General features: G+C 62.7%; 14 protein-coding genes. 11 read left to right on the forward strand and 3 right to left on the reverse strand.

The window, feature by feature from the left end:
- Positions 1-37 precede the first annotated feature (37 nt).
- From lspA to QP941_RS00555, 5 genes are read left to right on the forward strand one after another with little or no spacing between them, the layout of a single operon-like run.
- The gene (lspA, locus tag QP941_RS00535) at positions 38-529 is read left to right on the forward strand and encodes a signal peptidase II (RefSeq protein ID WP_502869184.1); all 492 of its coding nucleotides are present in this window, start codon (positions 38-40) and stop codon (positions 527-529) included.
- Positions 522-1,448: an RluA family pseudouridine synthase gene (locus QP941_RS00540; protein WP_284867635.1), complete on the forward strand. Its 927-nt coding sequence runs from the start codon at positions 522-524 to the stop codon at positions 1,446-1,448. The genes lspA and QP941_RS00540 overlap by 8 nt, the downstream gene beginning before the upstream one ends.
- A complete protein-coding gene (locus QP941_RS00545) occupies positions 1,445-1,981 on the forward strand; it encodes a hypothetical protein (RefSeq protein ID WP_284867636.1) in 537 nt (178 codons plus the stop codon). The genes QP941_RS00540 and QP941_RS00545 overlap by 4 nt, the downstream gene beginning before the upstream one ends.
- Positions 1,982-2,041: 60 nt before the next feature.
- The gene (locus QP941_RS00550; protein WP_284867637.1) at positions 2,042-3,085 is read left to right on the forward strand and encodes an HNH endonuclease signature motif containing protein; all 1,044 of its coding nucleotides are present in this window, start codon (positions 2,042-2,044) and stop codon (positions 3,083-3,085) included.
- Between the two features lie 9 nt (positions 3,086-3,094).
- The gene (locus QP941_RS00555; protein ID WP_284765782.1) at positions 3,095-3,364 is read left to right on the forward strand and encodes a permease; all 270 of its coding nucleotides are present in this window, start codon (positions 3,095-3,097) and stop codon (positions 3,362-3,364) included.
- On the opposite strand, the gene rarD is transcribed toward QP941_RS00555, so the two are convergent.
- Positions 3,351-4,202, reverse strand: a complete 852-nt coding sequence (gene rarD / locus QP941_RS00560) for an EamA family transporter RarD (protein ID WP_284867718.1) — start codon at positions 4,200-4,202, stop codon at positions 3,351-3,353. The genes QP941_RS00555 and rarD overlap by 14 nt on opposite strands.
- Positions 4,203-4,247: 45 nt before the next feature.
- Here rarD and dnaE point away from each other — a divergent pair, with 45 nt between their 5' ends.
- Together dnaE and QP941_RS00570 are read left to right on the forward strand one after the other, a co-directional pair.
- A complete protein-coding gene (gene dnaE, locus QP941_RS00565; protein ID WP_284867638.1) occupies positions 4,248-7,820 on the forward strand; it encodes a DNA polymerase III subunit alpha in 3,573 nt (1,190 codons plus the stop codon).
- A 72-nt stretch (positions 7,821-7,892) separates the two neighbouring features.
- Complete coding sequence (locus tag QP941_RS00570; protein ID WP_284867639.1) at positions 7,893-9,083, forward strand: cobalamin-independent methionine synthase II family protein; 1,191 nt, start codon at positions 7,893-7,895, stop codon at positions 9,081-9,083.
- A 49-nt stretch (positions 9,084-9,132) separates the two neighbouring features.
- On the opposite strand, the gene QP941_RS00575 is transcribed toward QP941_RS00570, so the two are convergent.
- Both QP941_RS00575 and QP941_RS00580 read right to left on the reverse strand, forming a co-directional pair.
- Positions 9,133-9,618, reverse strand: a complete 486-nt coding sequence (locus QP941_RS00575; RefSeq protein ID WP_284867640.1) for a hypothetical protein — start codon at positions 9,616-9,618, stop codon at positions 9,133-9,135.
- A gap of 62 nt (positions 9,619-9,680) precedes the next feature.
- Positions 9,681-11,546 (reverse strand): choice-of-anchor I family protein, encoded by a 1,866-nt coding sequence (locus tag QP941_RS00580; protein WP_284867641.1) that lies wholly within the window; start codon positions 11,544-11,546, stop codon positions 9,681-9,683.
- Positions 11,547-11,645: 99 nt separating this feature from the next.
- Here QP941_RS00580 and ilvA point away from each other — a divergent pair, with 99 nt between their 5' ends.
- From ilvA to QP941_RS00600, 4 genes are read left to right on the forward strand one after another with little or no spacing between them, the layout of a single operon-like run.
- Complete coding sequence (gene ilvA / locus QP941_RS00585; RefSeq protein WP_284867642.1) at positions 11,646-12,914, forward strand: threonine ammonia-lyase IlvA; 1,269 nt, start codon at positions 11,646-11,648, stop codon at positions 12,912-12,914.
- A complete protein-coding gene (locus QP941_RS00590) occupies positions 12,914-13,552 on the forward strand; it encodes a YigZ family protein (protein ID WP_284867643.1) in 639 nt (212 codons plus the stop codon). Before ilvA ends, QP941_RS00590 begins: the two co-directional genes overlap by 1 nt.
- Before the next feature lie 2 nt (positions 13,553-13,554).
- Positions 13,555-13,794, forward strand: a complete 240-nt coding sequence (locus QP941_RS00595) for a hypothetical protein (RefSeq protein ID WP_049377606.1) — start codon at positions 13,555-13,557, stop codon at positions 13,792-13,794.
- Positions 13,795-14,184, forward strand: a complete 390-nt coding sequence (locus tag QP941_RS00600) for an RNA-binding S4 domain-containing protein (RefSeq protein WP_023021235.1) — start codon at positions 13,795-13,797, stop codon at positions 14,182-14,184.
- Positions 14,185-14,194 lie beyond the last annotated feature (10 nt).

Consider the following 14,194-nt stretch of genomic DNA (forward strand, 5'->3'; position numbering starts at 1 on the left):
ACCAAAATACCGGACGCTCCCGTTTAGAATAGAGCGGGTGAGTCAAAAACGAAGGAGCAAGACAGGACTTATCGCCGCGGTGGTCATTGCCGTGGCGCTGGTGGACCAAGCCGTGAAACAACTAATGCTCTCCATCCTTACGGAGGGCGAGCCCCTGCCGGTCATTGGGGATTGGTTCCGGTTTACCCTGCTTTTTAACCCTGGCGCCGCCTTTTCCATGGGCGGGGAGGGATCGACGTGGCTTTTTACCACTATCCAGCTGGTCTTTGTGCTCGGCGTGGCCATTGCCGCCCCGCGCATTACCCACTCCGGCCAGGCGGTGGGCCTTGCGCTTATCGCCGGTGGCGCGTTGGGTAATTTCGCTGACCGCATCTTCCGTGCCCCCGGCTTCTGGTTTGGGCACGTGGTGGACTATATTTCGGTCGGCTCTTTCGCCGTGTTCAATATTGCGGACGCGGCCATTACCTGCGGCGTGGTGATCTTCATCATCGCCATGGTGCTGGAGGAAAGGAAGGCCGAGCATGAATAGGCAGATGCGCAGCTTCCCCATTCCTGAAGGCCTAGAAGGCATGCGTGCCGACGCCGCCCTGGCCAAGCTCCTTGGCCTTTCCCGCAGCGCCACCGCGCAGCTGTGCGCCGAGGGCAACGTGACCATCGATTCCCAGGAGCTGGGCAAGTCCGAGCGGTTGACCTCCGGCAACGTGGTCTCGGTGCTTTTGCCGGAGCCAGAAAAGCCGTTGCTGCCGCGCGAAGAGCTGGTCGAGGGCATGGACGTGCTCTACAGCGATGCCGATATCATCTGCGTGCATAAGCCGGTGGGTGTGGCCGCGCACCCCAGTGTGGGCTGGGACGGACCGACGGTGATTGGCGGGCTGCGCGCGGCCGGTTATACCGTGGCTTCGTCCGGGCCCACCGAGCGCCAGGGCATCGTGCACCGCCTCGATGTGGGCACGTCTGGCGTGATGGTCGTGGCTTCCTCGGAGCACGCTTATTCCGCGCTCAAGCATGCTTTTAAGTACCGCAGCGTAAAAAAGACCTACCACGCCGTGGTGCAGGGCCTGCCGGATCCCATCGAGGGTACCGTCGATGCGCCTATCGGCCGTCACCCCAAGTCGGGCTGGAAATTCGCCGTGCTTGACGACGGCAAAGCGGCCGTCACCCATTACAGCCTCATCGAGGCCTTCCGCGAGGCCAGCCTCATCGAGGTGCACCTAGAGACCGGCCGCACCCACCAGATCCGCGTGCACATGTCCGCCACCGGCCACCCGTGCGTGGGCGATCCGATGTACGGCTCGGATCCCAACCTGGCTAAGCGCCTTGGGCTTAAGCGCCAGTGGCTGCACGCGGTAAAGCTCGGCTTTACTCACCCCGGCACCGGCAAGTGGTTCGAGATTAAGGCGCCGTACCCGGCCGATCTCGAGCACGCCTTGGAGGTTCTGCGGGGATGAGGAAGGTCTACCGGCGGCGTCGGCTAGCGGCCTTGGCGGTGCTTGCGGTGGTTTTCCTGGCCGCGCTCGCGCTTTTGGGCGCCCTAGGGACCCAGGCTTCTTCGCAGGTACAAGGAGACCAGCTCGGCCCGGATGGCGAATCGCGCGCGGAGTATATTGCGCGCGTGTCCGGCAGCGACATTCCAGACGCGCCTGCCTACGCTCTAGTCACCTTTGACGAGGACCTGCCGCCCGTAGCCGCCGCGGCCGCCGTTGCCGCAGCCCCGCGCATGGACGCCATCCTTATCGGCTCCACCGCCCCCATCGACGTCCCCGAACCCACCGCCGGCGAGGACCGGGCCGCGGTCATCCAACGCGCTTTCGACCGCATCGATGCCTCCTATGGCCAGCGTCCCACCGCGGTGAGCGCGGCAGTGGTGTGGGGGTCGGGCGCCCAGCTTGCCGACGTCGCCTCCACCCCCTCCGTCGCCGCCGTCGAACCCGCACCCGCGGACGCCGCCTGGGGCAGCTTCGCCATCCGCCCTCCCAGCTAATATCGCCCTCCTGGGCCCTATGGCGCGCGGTGGCCGCCCAGCGCTTTTAGCATCTAGGGCATGGAACACATTCGGGCCTATATAGCGGCACTCAACTCGGCGATGGACATCCTCGCCGAGGCTGCCGATGCCTCCGCCGCGGACCTTACCGCCGCCGGCATGCCCGATGCTGTAGCGGAATCTGTAGAGCAGCTCGCGCAGGTCTACTTCGGGACCACCAACTTTCGCCGCCGCCAACGCCGCGCGGTGGACGGGGCCCGCCGCAACCGGCATTCGCTGCCGACGCTGGAGGTCATCGAAAAGCATGCCCGGCGCGCGCCCACGCAAGCCCGCGCCTGGGCCCTGCGCGCCGAGCTCACCCATATTGCGTGCGATACGCGGGAGATGGACCGGCGCGCCCGCAAGAAGCTGCGTGAGATGCGCGCGCCGCGCGAACCTAAGCCGGGGGTGCGGCTGCGGCGCCGCGCCGCCGGAAAGCCGTGGACTCTGTCTATCACTGGCCCTTCTGCGCTGATTGCAGAACTTCACCAGCATGCCGGCTCGCTTGCCGACGTCGCCTCCTTCTTCCGCACCAGCACCAGTGCCGCCTCCTCCACCGTGCGCACCAACGTTGTGGTGCCACTGGATAAGTTGGTTGGCGTGGCCCATGGCAGCGACGATGTGGTGCTGACCATGACCAATGGCGCGCAGATTACGGGCTCCGAATTGGCCCAGCGCGCGCTTGCCGAGGAGGGGTTTGTTACCCTGCTCCACCCCGTAGAGGGCCCAGTGAACCTGTACCGCATGCGCCGTGGGGCCACCTGGAAGCAGTTCATGATGGCCGCGGCGGAAAATCCCACCTGCCCGGTCAAGGGCTGCCATAAGCCTGCCGATGAGTGCCAGATCCACCACATTTTCAGTTGGGCCGGCGGGGGATGGACCAATGCGAAGAACCTCACCACCGCCTGTGCTTACCACAATGGCCGCAATGATGACCATCGCACCGGCCCGCCGCGCAACGGCCGCTTCGAGCGCACCGCCCGCGGCGTGCGCTGGGTCAACCCTTGGGATCCGCCCCCACCGGACCTCGTCGATACCGGGCCTGCGAATACGACTACCGCGTAGGCTAGACCTATGTCCTCACATCAGCCCTTTTCGCAGTGGATGCCCAACTACAAATTTGGCTATATCGCCGCGTGGGTCGCGGTGGTGGTTTCCGGCATCGCGCTTCTTATCAGCCTTGTCACCGGCGGCACCTCGATGACGCTGGTGTTTTCCGGGATCGTATGTGCCTATGGCATCTTTCTCGTCGTGGTGATGCCGCGCTGGGCGCTGCGGGCAGAAGAGGAACAGGCGGCGCGTCGCCGGGCCCGCGCTGCCCGCGAGGAACTTAAGCGCTCCTAGCCATGCGCACCAAGTCGGCGACGTAAATCGCCACCGCCACGCCGATGATGCCGAAGCCGATCCAGCGGTGCGTCGAAAAGTGCTCGTGGGTGACAAAGAGCGCCCACAGCATTTGCATGATGGGGGTGAGGTATTGGAGCATGCCGATCGTCGATAAGCGCAGCGTCCGTGCGCCCTCCGCAAAGCAGAGTAGCGGCAGCGCGGTAATCAAGCCGGCGCTGACCAAAAGCAGCGCGTGGCCGACGCCCTCGCTGGCGAACGTGCCTTGGCCGCTTGTTTCTAGCCACAGGATGTATCCCACCGCCAGCGGTGACATCACGAGCGCCTCCGCTGCGACCGAGACGGCCGAGGACACCCGAACCTGCTTTTTGAGCAGCCCATAAAAGCCGAAGCTGAAGGCCAATAGCAGCGAAATGTACGGCGCCTTGCCGGTAAAGAACGTCAAATACAGCACCGCGATGGCCGCAACGCCCACCGCGCCGGCTTGCCACGGCCGCAGCCGCTCTTTCAAAAACACCATGCCGAGGGCGACCGACACCAAGGGATTGATGAAATACCCCAGCGCCGCATCGGCCACGTGGTTGCTATTAATCGCCACCACGTAGGTGCCCCAATTGACCGTGATGAATACACCTGCGGCCGCAAGCCAACCCCACGTGCGCTTGTCCATGCGCGCCATTTCGCGCCACCGGCCGCCGAGCAGCAAAAATCCCGTGACTAGCACCGCGGTCCACAACACGCGGTGAGCCAAGATTTCCAGCGGCGATGCCGGCAGCAACAGAGGGAAGAACGCGGGGAAAAATCCCCACATGATGTAGGCGGCGAGCGTGTAGAGCATCACAAAATAATAGCCCATTTTGACCGCCCCGCTATGATGAGCCGCATGGCCAAAAACTCCTCCTTCGTCCACCTGCACAACCACACCGAGTTTTCCATGCTGGACGGCATGGCCAAGGTCGATATGTTGGCAGACGAGGTGGTCCGCCAAGAAATGCCGGCCGTCGGTATGACCGACCACGGCAATATGTATGGCTCTGATGCCTTCTACCGCCGCATGACCGGCGCCGGTGTCAAGCCCATCATCGGCATCGAGGCGTATATGGCGCCCGAATCCCGCTTCAACAAAAAGCGCGTGCTGTGGGGCACGCCGGATCAAAAGCGCGATGACGTCTCCGCGTCCGGTGCCTACCTCCACCAAACTATGATTGCGGAGAATGCCACCGGCCTGCGCAATCTCTTTACCTTGTCCTCGCTTGCTTCCTATGAGGGTCAGTTGGGCAAGTGGCCGCGCATGGACGCCGAGCTCATCGCCGAACATGCCGACGGCATCATCGCCACCACCGGTTGCCCCTCTGGCGACGTCCAGACCCGTCTGCGGCTCGGCCAGTTCAACGAGGCGCTGGAGGCCGCGGCCATGTGGCAGGACATCTACGGCAAGGACAACTTCTTTTTGGAGTTGATGGACCATGGGCTGGACATCGAAAAGCGCACGCGCGATGGCCTGCTAGAAATCGGACGCAAGCTGGACTTGCCGCCGCTGGTGACCAATGACTGCCATTACGTGTTGGAGTCCCAGGCGCCTGCGCACGAGGCGATGCTGTGCGTGCAGACTGGCAAAACTTTCATGGACCCGGACCGCTTCAAGTTCGGCGGCACCGGCTACTACATTAAGTCGGCCGCGCAGATGCGCGAGACCTGGGATGATATGATTCCAGACGGCTGCGATAACACCCTGTGGATTGCCGAGCGCGTGCAAGACTACGGCGAGATCTGGGAAGAACACACCCACGATCGCATGCCTATTGCCGACGTCCCTGAGGGCCACACCCCAACTTCCTGGCTCACCCATGAGGTGATGGAGGGCCTGCAAGCGCGCTTCCCCGGCCGTGATGTTCCGGAGGAGTATATCGAGCGCGCCAAGTATGAGATCTCTGTTATCGAGATGAAAGGCTACCCGTCCTACTTCCTCATCGTGGCCGAGCTCATTAAGCACGCGCGCTCCGTGGGCATTCGTGTGGGGCCGGGCCGTGGCTCGGCGGCCGGCGCGCTCGTCGCCTACGCGCTGACCATTACCAATATCGACCCGCTGGAACACGATCTCCTCTTCGAGCGATTCTTGAACCCAGAGCGCCCGTCCGCACCCGATATCGATATCGACTTCGATGACCGCCGTCGCGGCGAAATGATTACCTATGCGGCCGAGCGCTGGGGTGAGGACAAGGTGGCGCAGGTGATTACCTTCGGCACGGTGAAGACCAAGCAGGCCATTAAGGACTCGGCCAAGGTGCACTTTGGCCAGCCCGGCTTCCAGATGGCCGACCGCATCAACGGCGCGCTGCCGCCTGCCATCATGGCCAAGGACATTCCACTCAAGGGCATCACGGACCCGGACCACGAGCGCTACTCCGAGGCTGCCGAGGTCCGCCAGATGGTGGAATCCGACCCGGATGTGAAAAAGATTTATGACACGGCGCGGGGTTTGGAGGGCGTCGTCAGGCAGGCAGGCGTGCACGCCTGTGCGGTGATTATGGCTTCGGTTCGCCTCATGGACCACATCCCTATGTGGAAGCGCCCGGCCGACGGCGCTTATATCACCGGCTGGGATTACCCGGCGTGCGAGGCCATCGGCCTGCTGAAGATGGACTTTTTGGGCCTGCGCAACCTCACCGTTATCGGCGATGCGATTGAAAACATCAAGCGCAACCGCGGCGAAGAAATCTACCTAGAGCAGCTGCATGCTGACGACCCCAAGGTCTCCAAGGTCTATGACCTGCTCTCGCGCGGCGATACGCTGGGTGTCTTCCAGCTCGACTCCGGCGGAATGCAGGAGCTGCTCAAGCGCATGAAGCCGACCGGCTTTAAGGATATTGTGGCCTCCCTTGCGCTCTACCGCCCGGGCCCGATGGGCGTGAACGCCCACTGGGACTACGCGGACCGCAAGAATGGCCGTAAGGAAATCACTCCAATTCACCCGGAGTTGGAAGAGCCGCTCAAGGAAATCCTGGATGAGACCTACGGCCTCATCGTCTACCAGGAGCAGATCATGCGTATCTCGCAGAAGGTCGCCAACTACACGGCCGGCGAGGCAGATGGCTTCCGTAAGGCGATGGGTAAGAAGAAGCCGGAGGTGCTGGCGCAGCAGTACGACAAGTTCTGGGGCGGTATGCAAGAAAACGGCTACTCCAAGTCCGCCATGGATGCGCTGTGGGGCACCATCGAGCCCTTCGCGTCCTACGCGTTTAATAAGTCCCACGCCGCGGGCTACGGCTTGGTGTCCTTCTGGACGGCCTACCTCAAGGCCTACTATGCACCGGAGTACATGGCCGCGCTGTTGACCTCGGTGGGCGATAAAAAGGATAAGTCCGCCATTTACCTGTCGGACTGCCGCCACCTGGGCATCAAGGTGCTGCCGCCGTCCGTCAATGAGTCCGAAGAGGACTTCCAGGCGGTGGGAGAGGATATCCGCTTCGGCATGGGTGCTATCCGCAACGTTGGCTCGGAAGTGGTGGAATCCATCATCAAATCCCGCCACGACAAGGGCGCGTTTACCTCGTTTAGTGACTACCTGGACAAGATCGAGCTCGCCGCCTGCACCAAGCGCGTGACAGAAGCGCTCATTAAGGCCGGCGCCTTCGATGACTTGAACCACCCGCGCAAGGGCCTCATGCTCATCCACGAGGACGCTGTTGACGCGGTGCAGACCACCAAGAAGGCCGCGGATAAGGGACAGTTCGATCTCTTCGCTGGAATTGGCGGGGGAGAGGACGATGCGGCCTCGAGCGCCTTTGCCTTGGATATTCCAGAAGACAACTGGGATCGCAAACACGAACTTGCCCTCGAGCGCGAGATGCTGGGCCTTTACGTTTCCGGCCACCCGCTCGATGGCTTCGAGGAGGCGCTGGCCGCGCAGACGGATACCCCACTGACCAAGATCCTCAACGACGAGGTCCATAACGGCCAAGAGCTCATTATCGGTGGCATTATTTCGGGCGTGGACCGCCGCTTCTCTAAGCGCGATGGTTCGCCGTGGGCCATTGTCACGGTGGAAGACCACAACGGCGCGCAGGTGGAAATCCTGGTCTTCAACAAGGTGTACTCGCTCGTCGCCCCGCAGATTGTGGAGGACAATATCATCCTCGCGCGCGTGAACGTCAAGGTGCGCGATGAGCGTCGCTCCCTGTTCTGCTCTGATATCCGCGTCCCAGACCTCGGTCCTGGCGGTGGCGCCGGCCTGCCGCTGCGCCTGACTTTGCGCACGGATCAGTGCACCATGGAAAACATTGCCCGTCTCAAGCAGGTCCTGCTCAAAAACCAGGGCGAGTCAGACGTGTACCTCGAGCTTGTCGACGGCTCCGAGTCCACCACCATGATCCTCGGCGACCACCTGCGCGTGGAGCGATCCGGCAACCTCATGGGCGACCTTAAGGCCACCATGGGCGCGGGCATTTTAGGCTGAATTTAAACTCGGCGGCGGCAGGCGCCCTCCGCTAATCTAGACAGCACAGTCTATATTGATGGAGGAAACCTGATGGTTAACAAGATTCGTACCACCCACGTCGGCTCGCTGCCGCGCACCCCGGAGCTGTTGGAAGCCAACCTGCAGCGCGGGGAGCTGCCGGCCGCGGAGTTTCAGGGGATTTTGGAGGCTGCGGTAGCGGACGTCGTCCAGCGGCAGCTCGATCTCGGCCTCGATATCATTAACGAGGGCGAGTACGGCCATATCACCTCTGGCGCGGTGGATTATGGCGCGTGGTGGAACTATTCGTTTAGCCGCCTGGGCGGGCTGACGATGACGGATACCGACCGCTGGGAATCGGCCGAGGTGGTGCGATCTAAGCCGGGTGAGCCGCGGCTGACGTCGTTTATTGATCGCCGCGACCGCGCGTTGTTCTCGGAGGCCTATAATGATCCGGATTCTGGCATCTTCACCGGCCGCGCCAAGGTGGCGAACCCAGAGTTCACCGGCCCTGTAACCTACATCGGCCAGGACGAGGTTGCCGCCGATGTTCGCCTGCTTGCCGACGCCCTCCCAACCGGCACCCCCGGCTTCATCGCCGCCCTTTCGCCCGGCTCGGCAGCGCGCCTGACCAACCGCTACTACGACGATGAGCATGAGCTGCTTGCCGACGTCGGCCGTGCCATGCGCACCGAATACCAGGCCATCACCGATGCTGGGCTTATTGTGCAATTCGACGCACCCGACCTGGCCGAGGCTTGGGACCAAATCAACCCGGAGCCGTCGGTCGAGGACTTCCGCGGTTTTATTCGCGAGCGCATCGACGTCCTCAATGATTCCATCGCTGGCCTGCCCAAGGAACAAACGCGCCTGCATATCTGCTGGGGCTCGTGGCACGGTCCGCACGTTACCGACGTGCCCTTTGCGGATATCGTCGAGGAAATCCTGCGTGCCGAGGTCGGCGGATTCTCCTTCGAGGCCGCTTCGCCGCGCCACGCGCATGAGTGGCGCGTGTGGCAGGACCACGCGCTGCCGGAAGGCACCGTGATTTACCCGGGCGTGGTCTCGCACTCCACCAACGCGGTAGAGCATCCGCGCCTCGTGGCCGATCGCATCATCCAATTCGCTGAAGTAGTCGGCCCAGAAAACGTCATCGCGTCGACCGACTGCGGCCTGGGCGGCCGCCTGCACCCCCAGATTGCTTGGGCGAAGCTGCAGTCCTTGGTCGAGGGCGCGGAGATTGCTACCCGAGAACTCTTCTAAAACGCATAAAGCCGCTCCGGAGCTCCGGAGCGGCTCAATTATTCAGTGCTTAGAAGCGCACGCCCAGCTGCTTGAGGGCGTTCTTCATTGGCTCCAGCACAGCCGGGTTCACCTTGGCAACCATGGTGAAGGCCTGCAGCAGCGCGGCAACGAGGCTGGCAGCCACGGTAACCCAGCTCATGACCTCGAGGAACTTCTCTGGGGAGGAAGAACCCCAGATAGGCAGGCGCTTGAGTGCCTCGATCTGGTGCTCCTCTGCTTCCTGGGCTACGCAGTCCGGCTCCTTCGGCATGCCGGAAGAGCCGTAGCCGTTGGCCAGGCCCTGCATGAGCTCCTGCGGGGTGCGGGCGGAAGATCCGAGCTCGCCGCTCTCGATCTTCTTGAGGTGTTCTTCCTTCGCCTTATCGACCTCGGCCTGGCATTCAGCCGAAATCTCCTTCGCCTTATCTTCTGCGGCAGAAGCGGTAGCTGGTGCAACGAGGCCCGCTGCCACGGCGGTGGCGGCGACGAGCGAGGTGCTGAGACGGTTGCGCATGGTTCTCCTTTAGAGTGAGAGGTATTAGCCTCAAATAATTTAGCAGGTAAATCCTGGAAGGTCTATGGCAAAAGCTTGCGCACCTGCGCCGGCAACAGCGCATAGAACTCGTCGACGGTCTTCGGTAGGAAGCCCAGCGCCCCGCCGATCAGAGCGCCAAGACCTACCAAACCAGCCACGATGCCCACGCCGGCAGCGACGCTGCTGCCGCTGCTGCCTTTGCTGGTTTCAGTGGAACCCGCAGACGTGGAGGGGGAATCGGTGTCATCGGAGGCGTCGGCAAGCAAGTCCTTGACGGAGAACACGGTGGTGGTGCCGGATACCTCGTTGCCGGCAATGAGGAGCGCGTCATCGGTAGGGGAATCTGCAGCGGGAACGAAGGCCAGGCCCTCTGGTCCGAGATCGCCGGCCTGGGTGGTGGCGGCAACATCGTCCTCGTCGTAGCCAATGGAGAAATCGCGATTATTGACGTAGGTGACAAACTGTGCCTCGGCGGGGGTGGTTACGTCGTAGACAAAGATGCCGCCCACGCGCTCTGCGCCGATGAAGGCGTAGGTGCGATCGCCAACCTTGCCGATGGTCAAGGCTTCCGGCTCTGGTCCCTTGTTATCGGAGCGGTCATCGAAATCCGGATCCTCGTTATCGGCGTTGAAGTTAAGGCCGGGCATATCCTTGGTGATGTTCTCGAAGTCCGCACCGGAATCGAAGACGACGTTTCCCTCGGCGTCGTAGATGCTAAAGGAGCGCGAGCCATAGGAATACAGGCCGTCGAAGCATTCCTTTTCTTCGTTCCAGCCAGAAGCGTTGGTGAGCTTGAGGTTGCCGGCAAACTTCTTATCCTCGATGCCCTCGGGAAGCTCGATGCCGTCGCAGACTTTGCCGTCCTTTACCAGGTCCTTGAGCTCTACTTCGTCGGTATAGCCTCCCCACTCGCGAGCATCGCCTTCGTTGGCGGTGGCGAAATAGGTCTGGCCTTCAGTCTCGAAGGCGCCGATGGAGTCCGGCATGGACAGGCCCTTGACCGGAATGGTGCGCAGCTCCGCGGCGTCATCCTTATTGGACGGATCCAGCGGCACCTGGGAGTGGTCTGCGATATAGGCGGGGATTACCTTTTCTACGGTGGCGGACTCGATATCGATGACCGCGATGGCGTTGTTTTCCTGCAGCGTGGCATAGGCCTTGCTGCCCGCGGAGGAGATGTACTCCGGCTCGAAGTCCCGCGAAGGCAGGTTATGGTGCGCGGAAGGGCCGAAGACACGGATCGAGGGGTCGAGGTGGGCGGTGTCAAAGGCGGTGAAGTCGGCCGTGTGGACGTCGCCAAGCGCGGGCGCCGCGACGTCCTCGGGCAGGCTGATGACGGAAATGGAGCCCTCTGGGTCCTTGAGGTAGGCGGTGCCCTCGGCGTTGAGGGCGTCGGAAGGCTCGCCCTCGTTGGCTACCAGCGCGTGGCGGCCGTCGGCGGTGAGGTGCACGTTATCGGGCAGGGCGCCAACGCCTACGCGCCCAAGCTCCTCGCCGGTTTCGGCATTGAAGAACAGCGCCTCGCCGTTGTCGGTTTTGTCCGCCTGCTGCACCGCGGCAACGGCCAGGCCATCGGGGCGCACGGCTACGGAGTTGATTTCCTTGTCCCCGCCGGCGGAGATGGCGCCGATCTTGCGCGGCTGGGTGGGATCGGAGGCGTCGAGGATATCGACCTCGCCGGAGCGCGCATTGACGGTGAGGATGCGCTGGGACGCAGCGTGGTAGGCGACGATTTCGGCGGCGGATTTGCCCAGGACGCCGGATTCATGGGAACCGATGGGGGTCAGCTGTAGTGCGGCGTTGGGGGCGGAGTGTTCCAGCACGTTATCCACGATGTGGGCGTGTGCGGCCGGGGCACAGGCGAGGACGAGCGAGGAGGTAACGCAGAGAGAGATGCGCTTGAGCATAAATTTTCCTTTCTTGTGGTTATGTCCACTATTGCTGATCGAGGTAACGGTGCAACTAAAGGACAGTGAATTTCCAGTGAATGGGTAGACTGTCAAGACATGACTGATTCGACCATCCATGCATCCGATATCCAGCAGGCGCAGGCGCGGATTAGCTCGGAAATCGCCCCGACTCCGCTGCAGTACTGCGCCCGGCTGTCGGCCGAGACGGGCTGCGAGGTCTATCTCAAGCGGGAGGATCTGCAGGACGTGCGCTCCTATAAGATTCGCGGCGCATTAAACGGTATGTCGAATGTTCCCCAGGAAGAGCGCGGCCGGGGAATTGTTACGGCGTCGGCCGGCAATCATGCGCAGGGCGTGGCCTATGCCTGCCGCACGATGGGCATTGCCGGCAAGATTTTCGTGCCGGAGCCCACGCCGATGCAAAAGCGCGACCGCATCCTGGTCCATGGAGGCGACCAGGTGGAACTGGTGGTGGTCGGCGCCAACTTCGATGAGGCAGCTGCCGCCGCGCATGCCGACGCCGCCGAGCGCGACGCCACCTTCATTGAGCCCTTCGACGCCCGCGACACCATCACCGGACAAGGCACGGTTGCGGCGGAAGTTCTGGCGCAGCTTTCGGCCAAGGGCAAGTCGCTCGATACCATCGTCGTTCCGGTGGGAGGCGGCGGCCTGATTTCTGGCATCACCTCCTACGTGGCAGATATGGCGCCGCAGACCCGGGTGGTGGGTATGGAGCCGGAAGGGGCGGCGTCGCTAAGAGCGGCGTTTGACCACGGCGGACCGGTCACGCTGGAGGAGGTCGATCCCTTCGTGGATGGCGCGGCCGTCAAGCGCCTTGGCGCGCTGCCCTATGAGATTTTGGAAGCCAATCGCGAGCGCCTGATCTTCGACACCGTGTCCGAGGGCGCGGTGTGCACGGACCTGCTCAACCTGTATCAAAATGAGGGCATCATTGCGGAGCCAGCCGGCGCACTGTCGGTGGCGGGCTTGCACCAATTGGACCTGAAACCAGGCTCAACGGTGGTGTGCGTAATTTCCGGCGGCAATAACGATGTGCTGCGCTACGCCGAAATCATGGAACGCTCCCTGGTCCACCGCGGCCTGAAGCATTATTTCTTGGTGAATTTCCCGCAGGAGCCGGGCCAGTTGCGCCATTTCTTGCACGAGATTTTGGGGCCTACCGATGACATCACGCTCTTTGAGTACCTCAAGCGCAATAACCGCGAGACAGGCGCTGCGCTGGTGGGCCTGCAGCTTAGCCGTGCCGAGGATCTCGAGGGCCTGCTAGAGCGCATGGGAGAATCCAAGATTTCGGTGCAGTACCTCAAGCCCGGCACCCCCGAGTACGAATTCCTCGTGGCCTAATGCAGGATTCTTATCGTCGCCCAGTGGGTCAGGTGGAACACGAAATTGAAATTAAGCGATCCCGGTTCATTACCTTGATCGGCCGCGTGACCAACGAGGAAGAAGCTCGCGCGTTTATCGACGCCGCCCGCAGCCGCTTTCCCGACGCCCGTCACCATTGCTCTGCCTACGTCTACCACGTCGATGGCGCAAACCCGGTGGAGCGATCCTCCGATGATGGTGAGCCCTCCGGCACGGCCGGAAAGCCGATGCTGGACGTGGTGAAGGGCTCCGGCATACTCGATGTGTGCGCGGTAGTCGTGCGCTACTTCGGCGGCATCAAGTTGGGGGCCGGCGGGTTGGTGCATGCCTATGGTGGTGCGGTGAGCGAGGCCATGGAGAAGGTGCGCGCGGTAACCAGGGCGCGCCGGGAGCTTTATGCGGTGGAGTGCCCACACGCGACGGCCGGGCGAGTAGAGGCGGACCTGCGCGGGCGCGGTTATGAGATAACCGATACCGCCTATGCGGCCGCGGTCACCTTTACCGTGGCCGTGCGCCCAGGCGGGCTGGACGAGCTGGAAGCAACGCTGGCAGCGATCTCGCAGGGCCAGCTCGAAGCGGCAGAGGCCGGCAGCGCGTGGGTTGAGGTAGGATCCTGACCATGAGTATGCAGCAACGACCGAATAACCCCATTGCGCAGCGCAAGCAGCAGGTGCGCAAGCACTCCCGCAACGCCGTCGTATGCGTGGCCGGCGGCCTCGGTGTGGGCGTAGTGCTCGGCGTGCTTTCGGTTAACTTCTGGGCCTGGATGCTAATTGGTGCCATCGTCGCCGTCGCAGGTGGCGGCTATAACTGGCTAAAGATCCAGAAAATCGTCAACGAGAACCACAACCAGTACTAGATGCCGGCACCGCAACCTAGCGGCCGCCCCGTCAGGATCGATGCCTGGGTGTGGGCCGTTCGCATGTTTAAAACCCGGTCTGCGGCCGCGACCGCCGTGCGCGCCGGGCACGTAAAGATCAACGGCGAGGCCGTCAAGCCTTCCCAACAGGTGGTGCCGGGCGACCGCGTGCGCGTATGGCGCAACCACCACGAGCATGACCTCGAGGTTTTAGCGACCGTCGCCAAGCGCGTCGGCGCGCCCGTCGCGCGCACCTGCTATACGGACCATGCGCCACCGCCGCCGCCCAAGGAGTTTATGCCGTCGGTTCCCGTGCGCCCGCGCGGTGCTGGCCGGCCGACGAAGAAGGAACGCCGCGACATGGAGAAATTCCGCGGCGGTTTCCGGTAAGTTATTGAAA

Origin of the sequence: Corynebacterium sp. MSK150, assembly GCF_030229215.1 — a bacterium.
In the GTDB taxonomy this organism is placed as follows: domain Bacteria; phylum Actinomycetota; class Actinomycetes; order Mycobacteriales; family Mycobacteriaceae; genus Corynebacterium.

Excerpts from the sequence above, each read along its gene's own strand:
- QP941_RS00540 (WP_284867635.1), top strand. The coding sequence starts at position 522 with ATGAATAGGCAGATGCGCAGCTTCCCCATTCCTGAAGGCCTAGAAGGC.
- QP941_RS00545 (WP_284867636.1), top strand. The coding sequence starts at position 1,445 with ATGAGGAAGGTCTACCGGCGGCGTCGGCTAGCGGCCTTGGCGGTGCTT.
- QP941_RS00550 (WP_284867637.1), top strand. The coding sequence starts at position 2,042 with ATGGAACACATTCGGGCCTATATAGCGGCACTCAACTCGGCGATGGAC.
- QP941_RS00555 (WP_284765782.1), top strand. The coding sequence starts at position 3,095 with ATGTCCTCACATCAGCCCTTTTCGCAGTGGATGCCCAACTACAAATTT.
- rarD (WP_284867718.1), bottom strand. The coding sequence starts at position 4,202 with ATGCTCTACACGCTCGCCGCCTACATCATGTGGGGATTTTTCCCCGCG.
- dnaE (WP_284867638.1), top strand. The coding sequence starts at position 4,248 with ATGGCCAAAAACTCCTCCTTCGTCCACCTGCACAACCACACCGAGTTT.
- QP941_RS00570 (WP_284867639.1), top strand. The coding sequence starts at position 7,893 with ATGGTTAACAAGATTCGTACCACCCACGTCGGCTCGCTGCCGCGCACC.
- QP941_RS00575 (WP_284867640.1), bottom strand. The coding sequence starts at position 9,618 with ATGCGCAACCGTCTCAGCACCTCGCTCGTCGCCGCCACCGCCGTGGCA.
- QP941_RS00580 (WP_284867641.1), bottom strand. The coding sequence starts at position 11,546 with ATGCTCAAGCGCATCTCTCTCTGCGTTACCTCCTCGCTCGTCCTCGCC.
- ilvA (WP_284867642.1), top strand. The coding sequence starts at position 11,646 with ATGACTGATTCGACCATCCATGCATCCGATATCCAGCAGGCGCAGGCG.
- QP941_RS00590 (WP_284867643.1), top strand. The coding sequence starts at position 12,914 with ATGCAGGATTCTTATCGTCGCCCAGTGGGTCAGGTGGAACACGAAATT.
- QP941_RS00595 (WP_049377606.1), top strand. The coding sequence starts at position 13,555 with ATGAGTATGCAGCAACGACCGAATAACCCCATTGCGCAGCGCAAGCAG.
- QP941_RS00600 (WP_023021235.1), top strand. The coding sequence starts at position 13,795 with ATGCCGGCACCGCAACCTAGCGGCCGCCCCGTCAGGATCGATGCCTGG.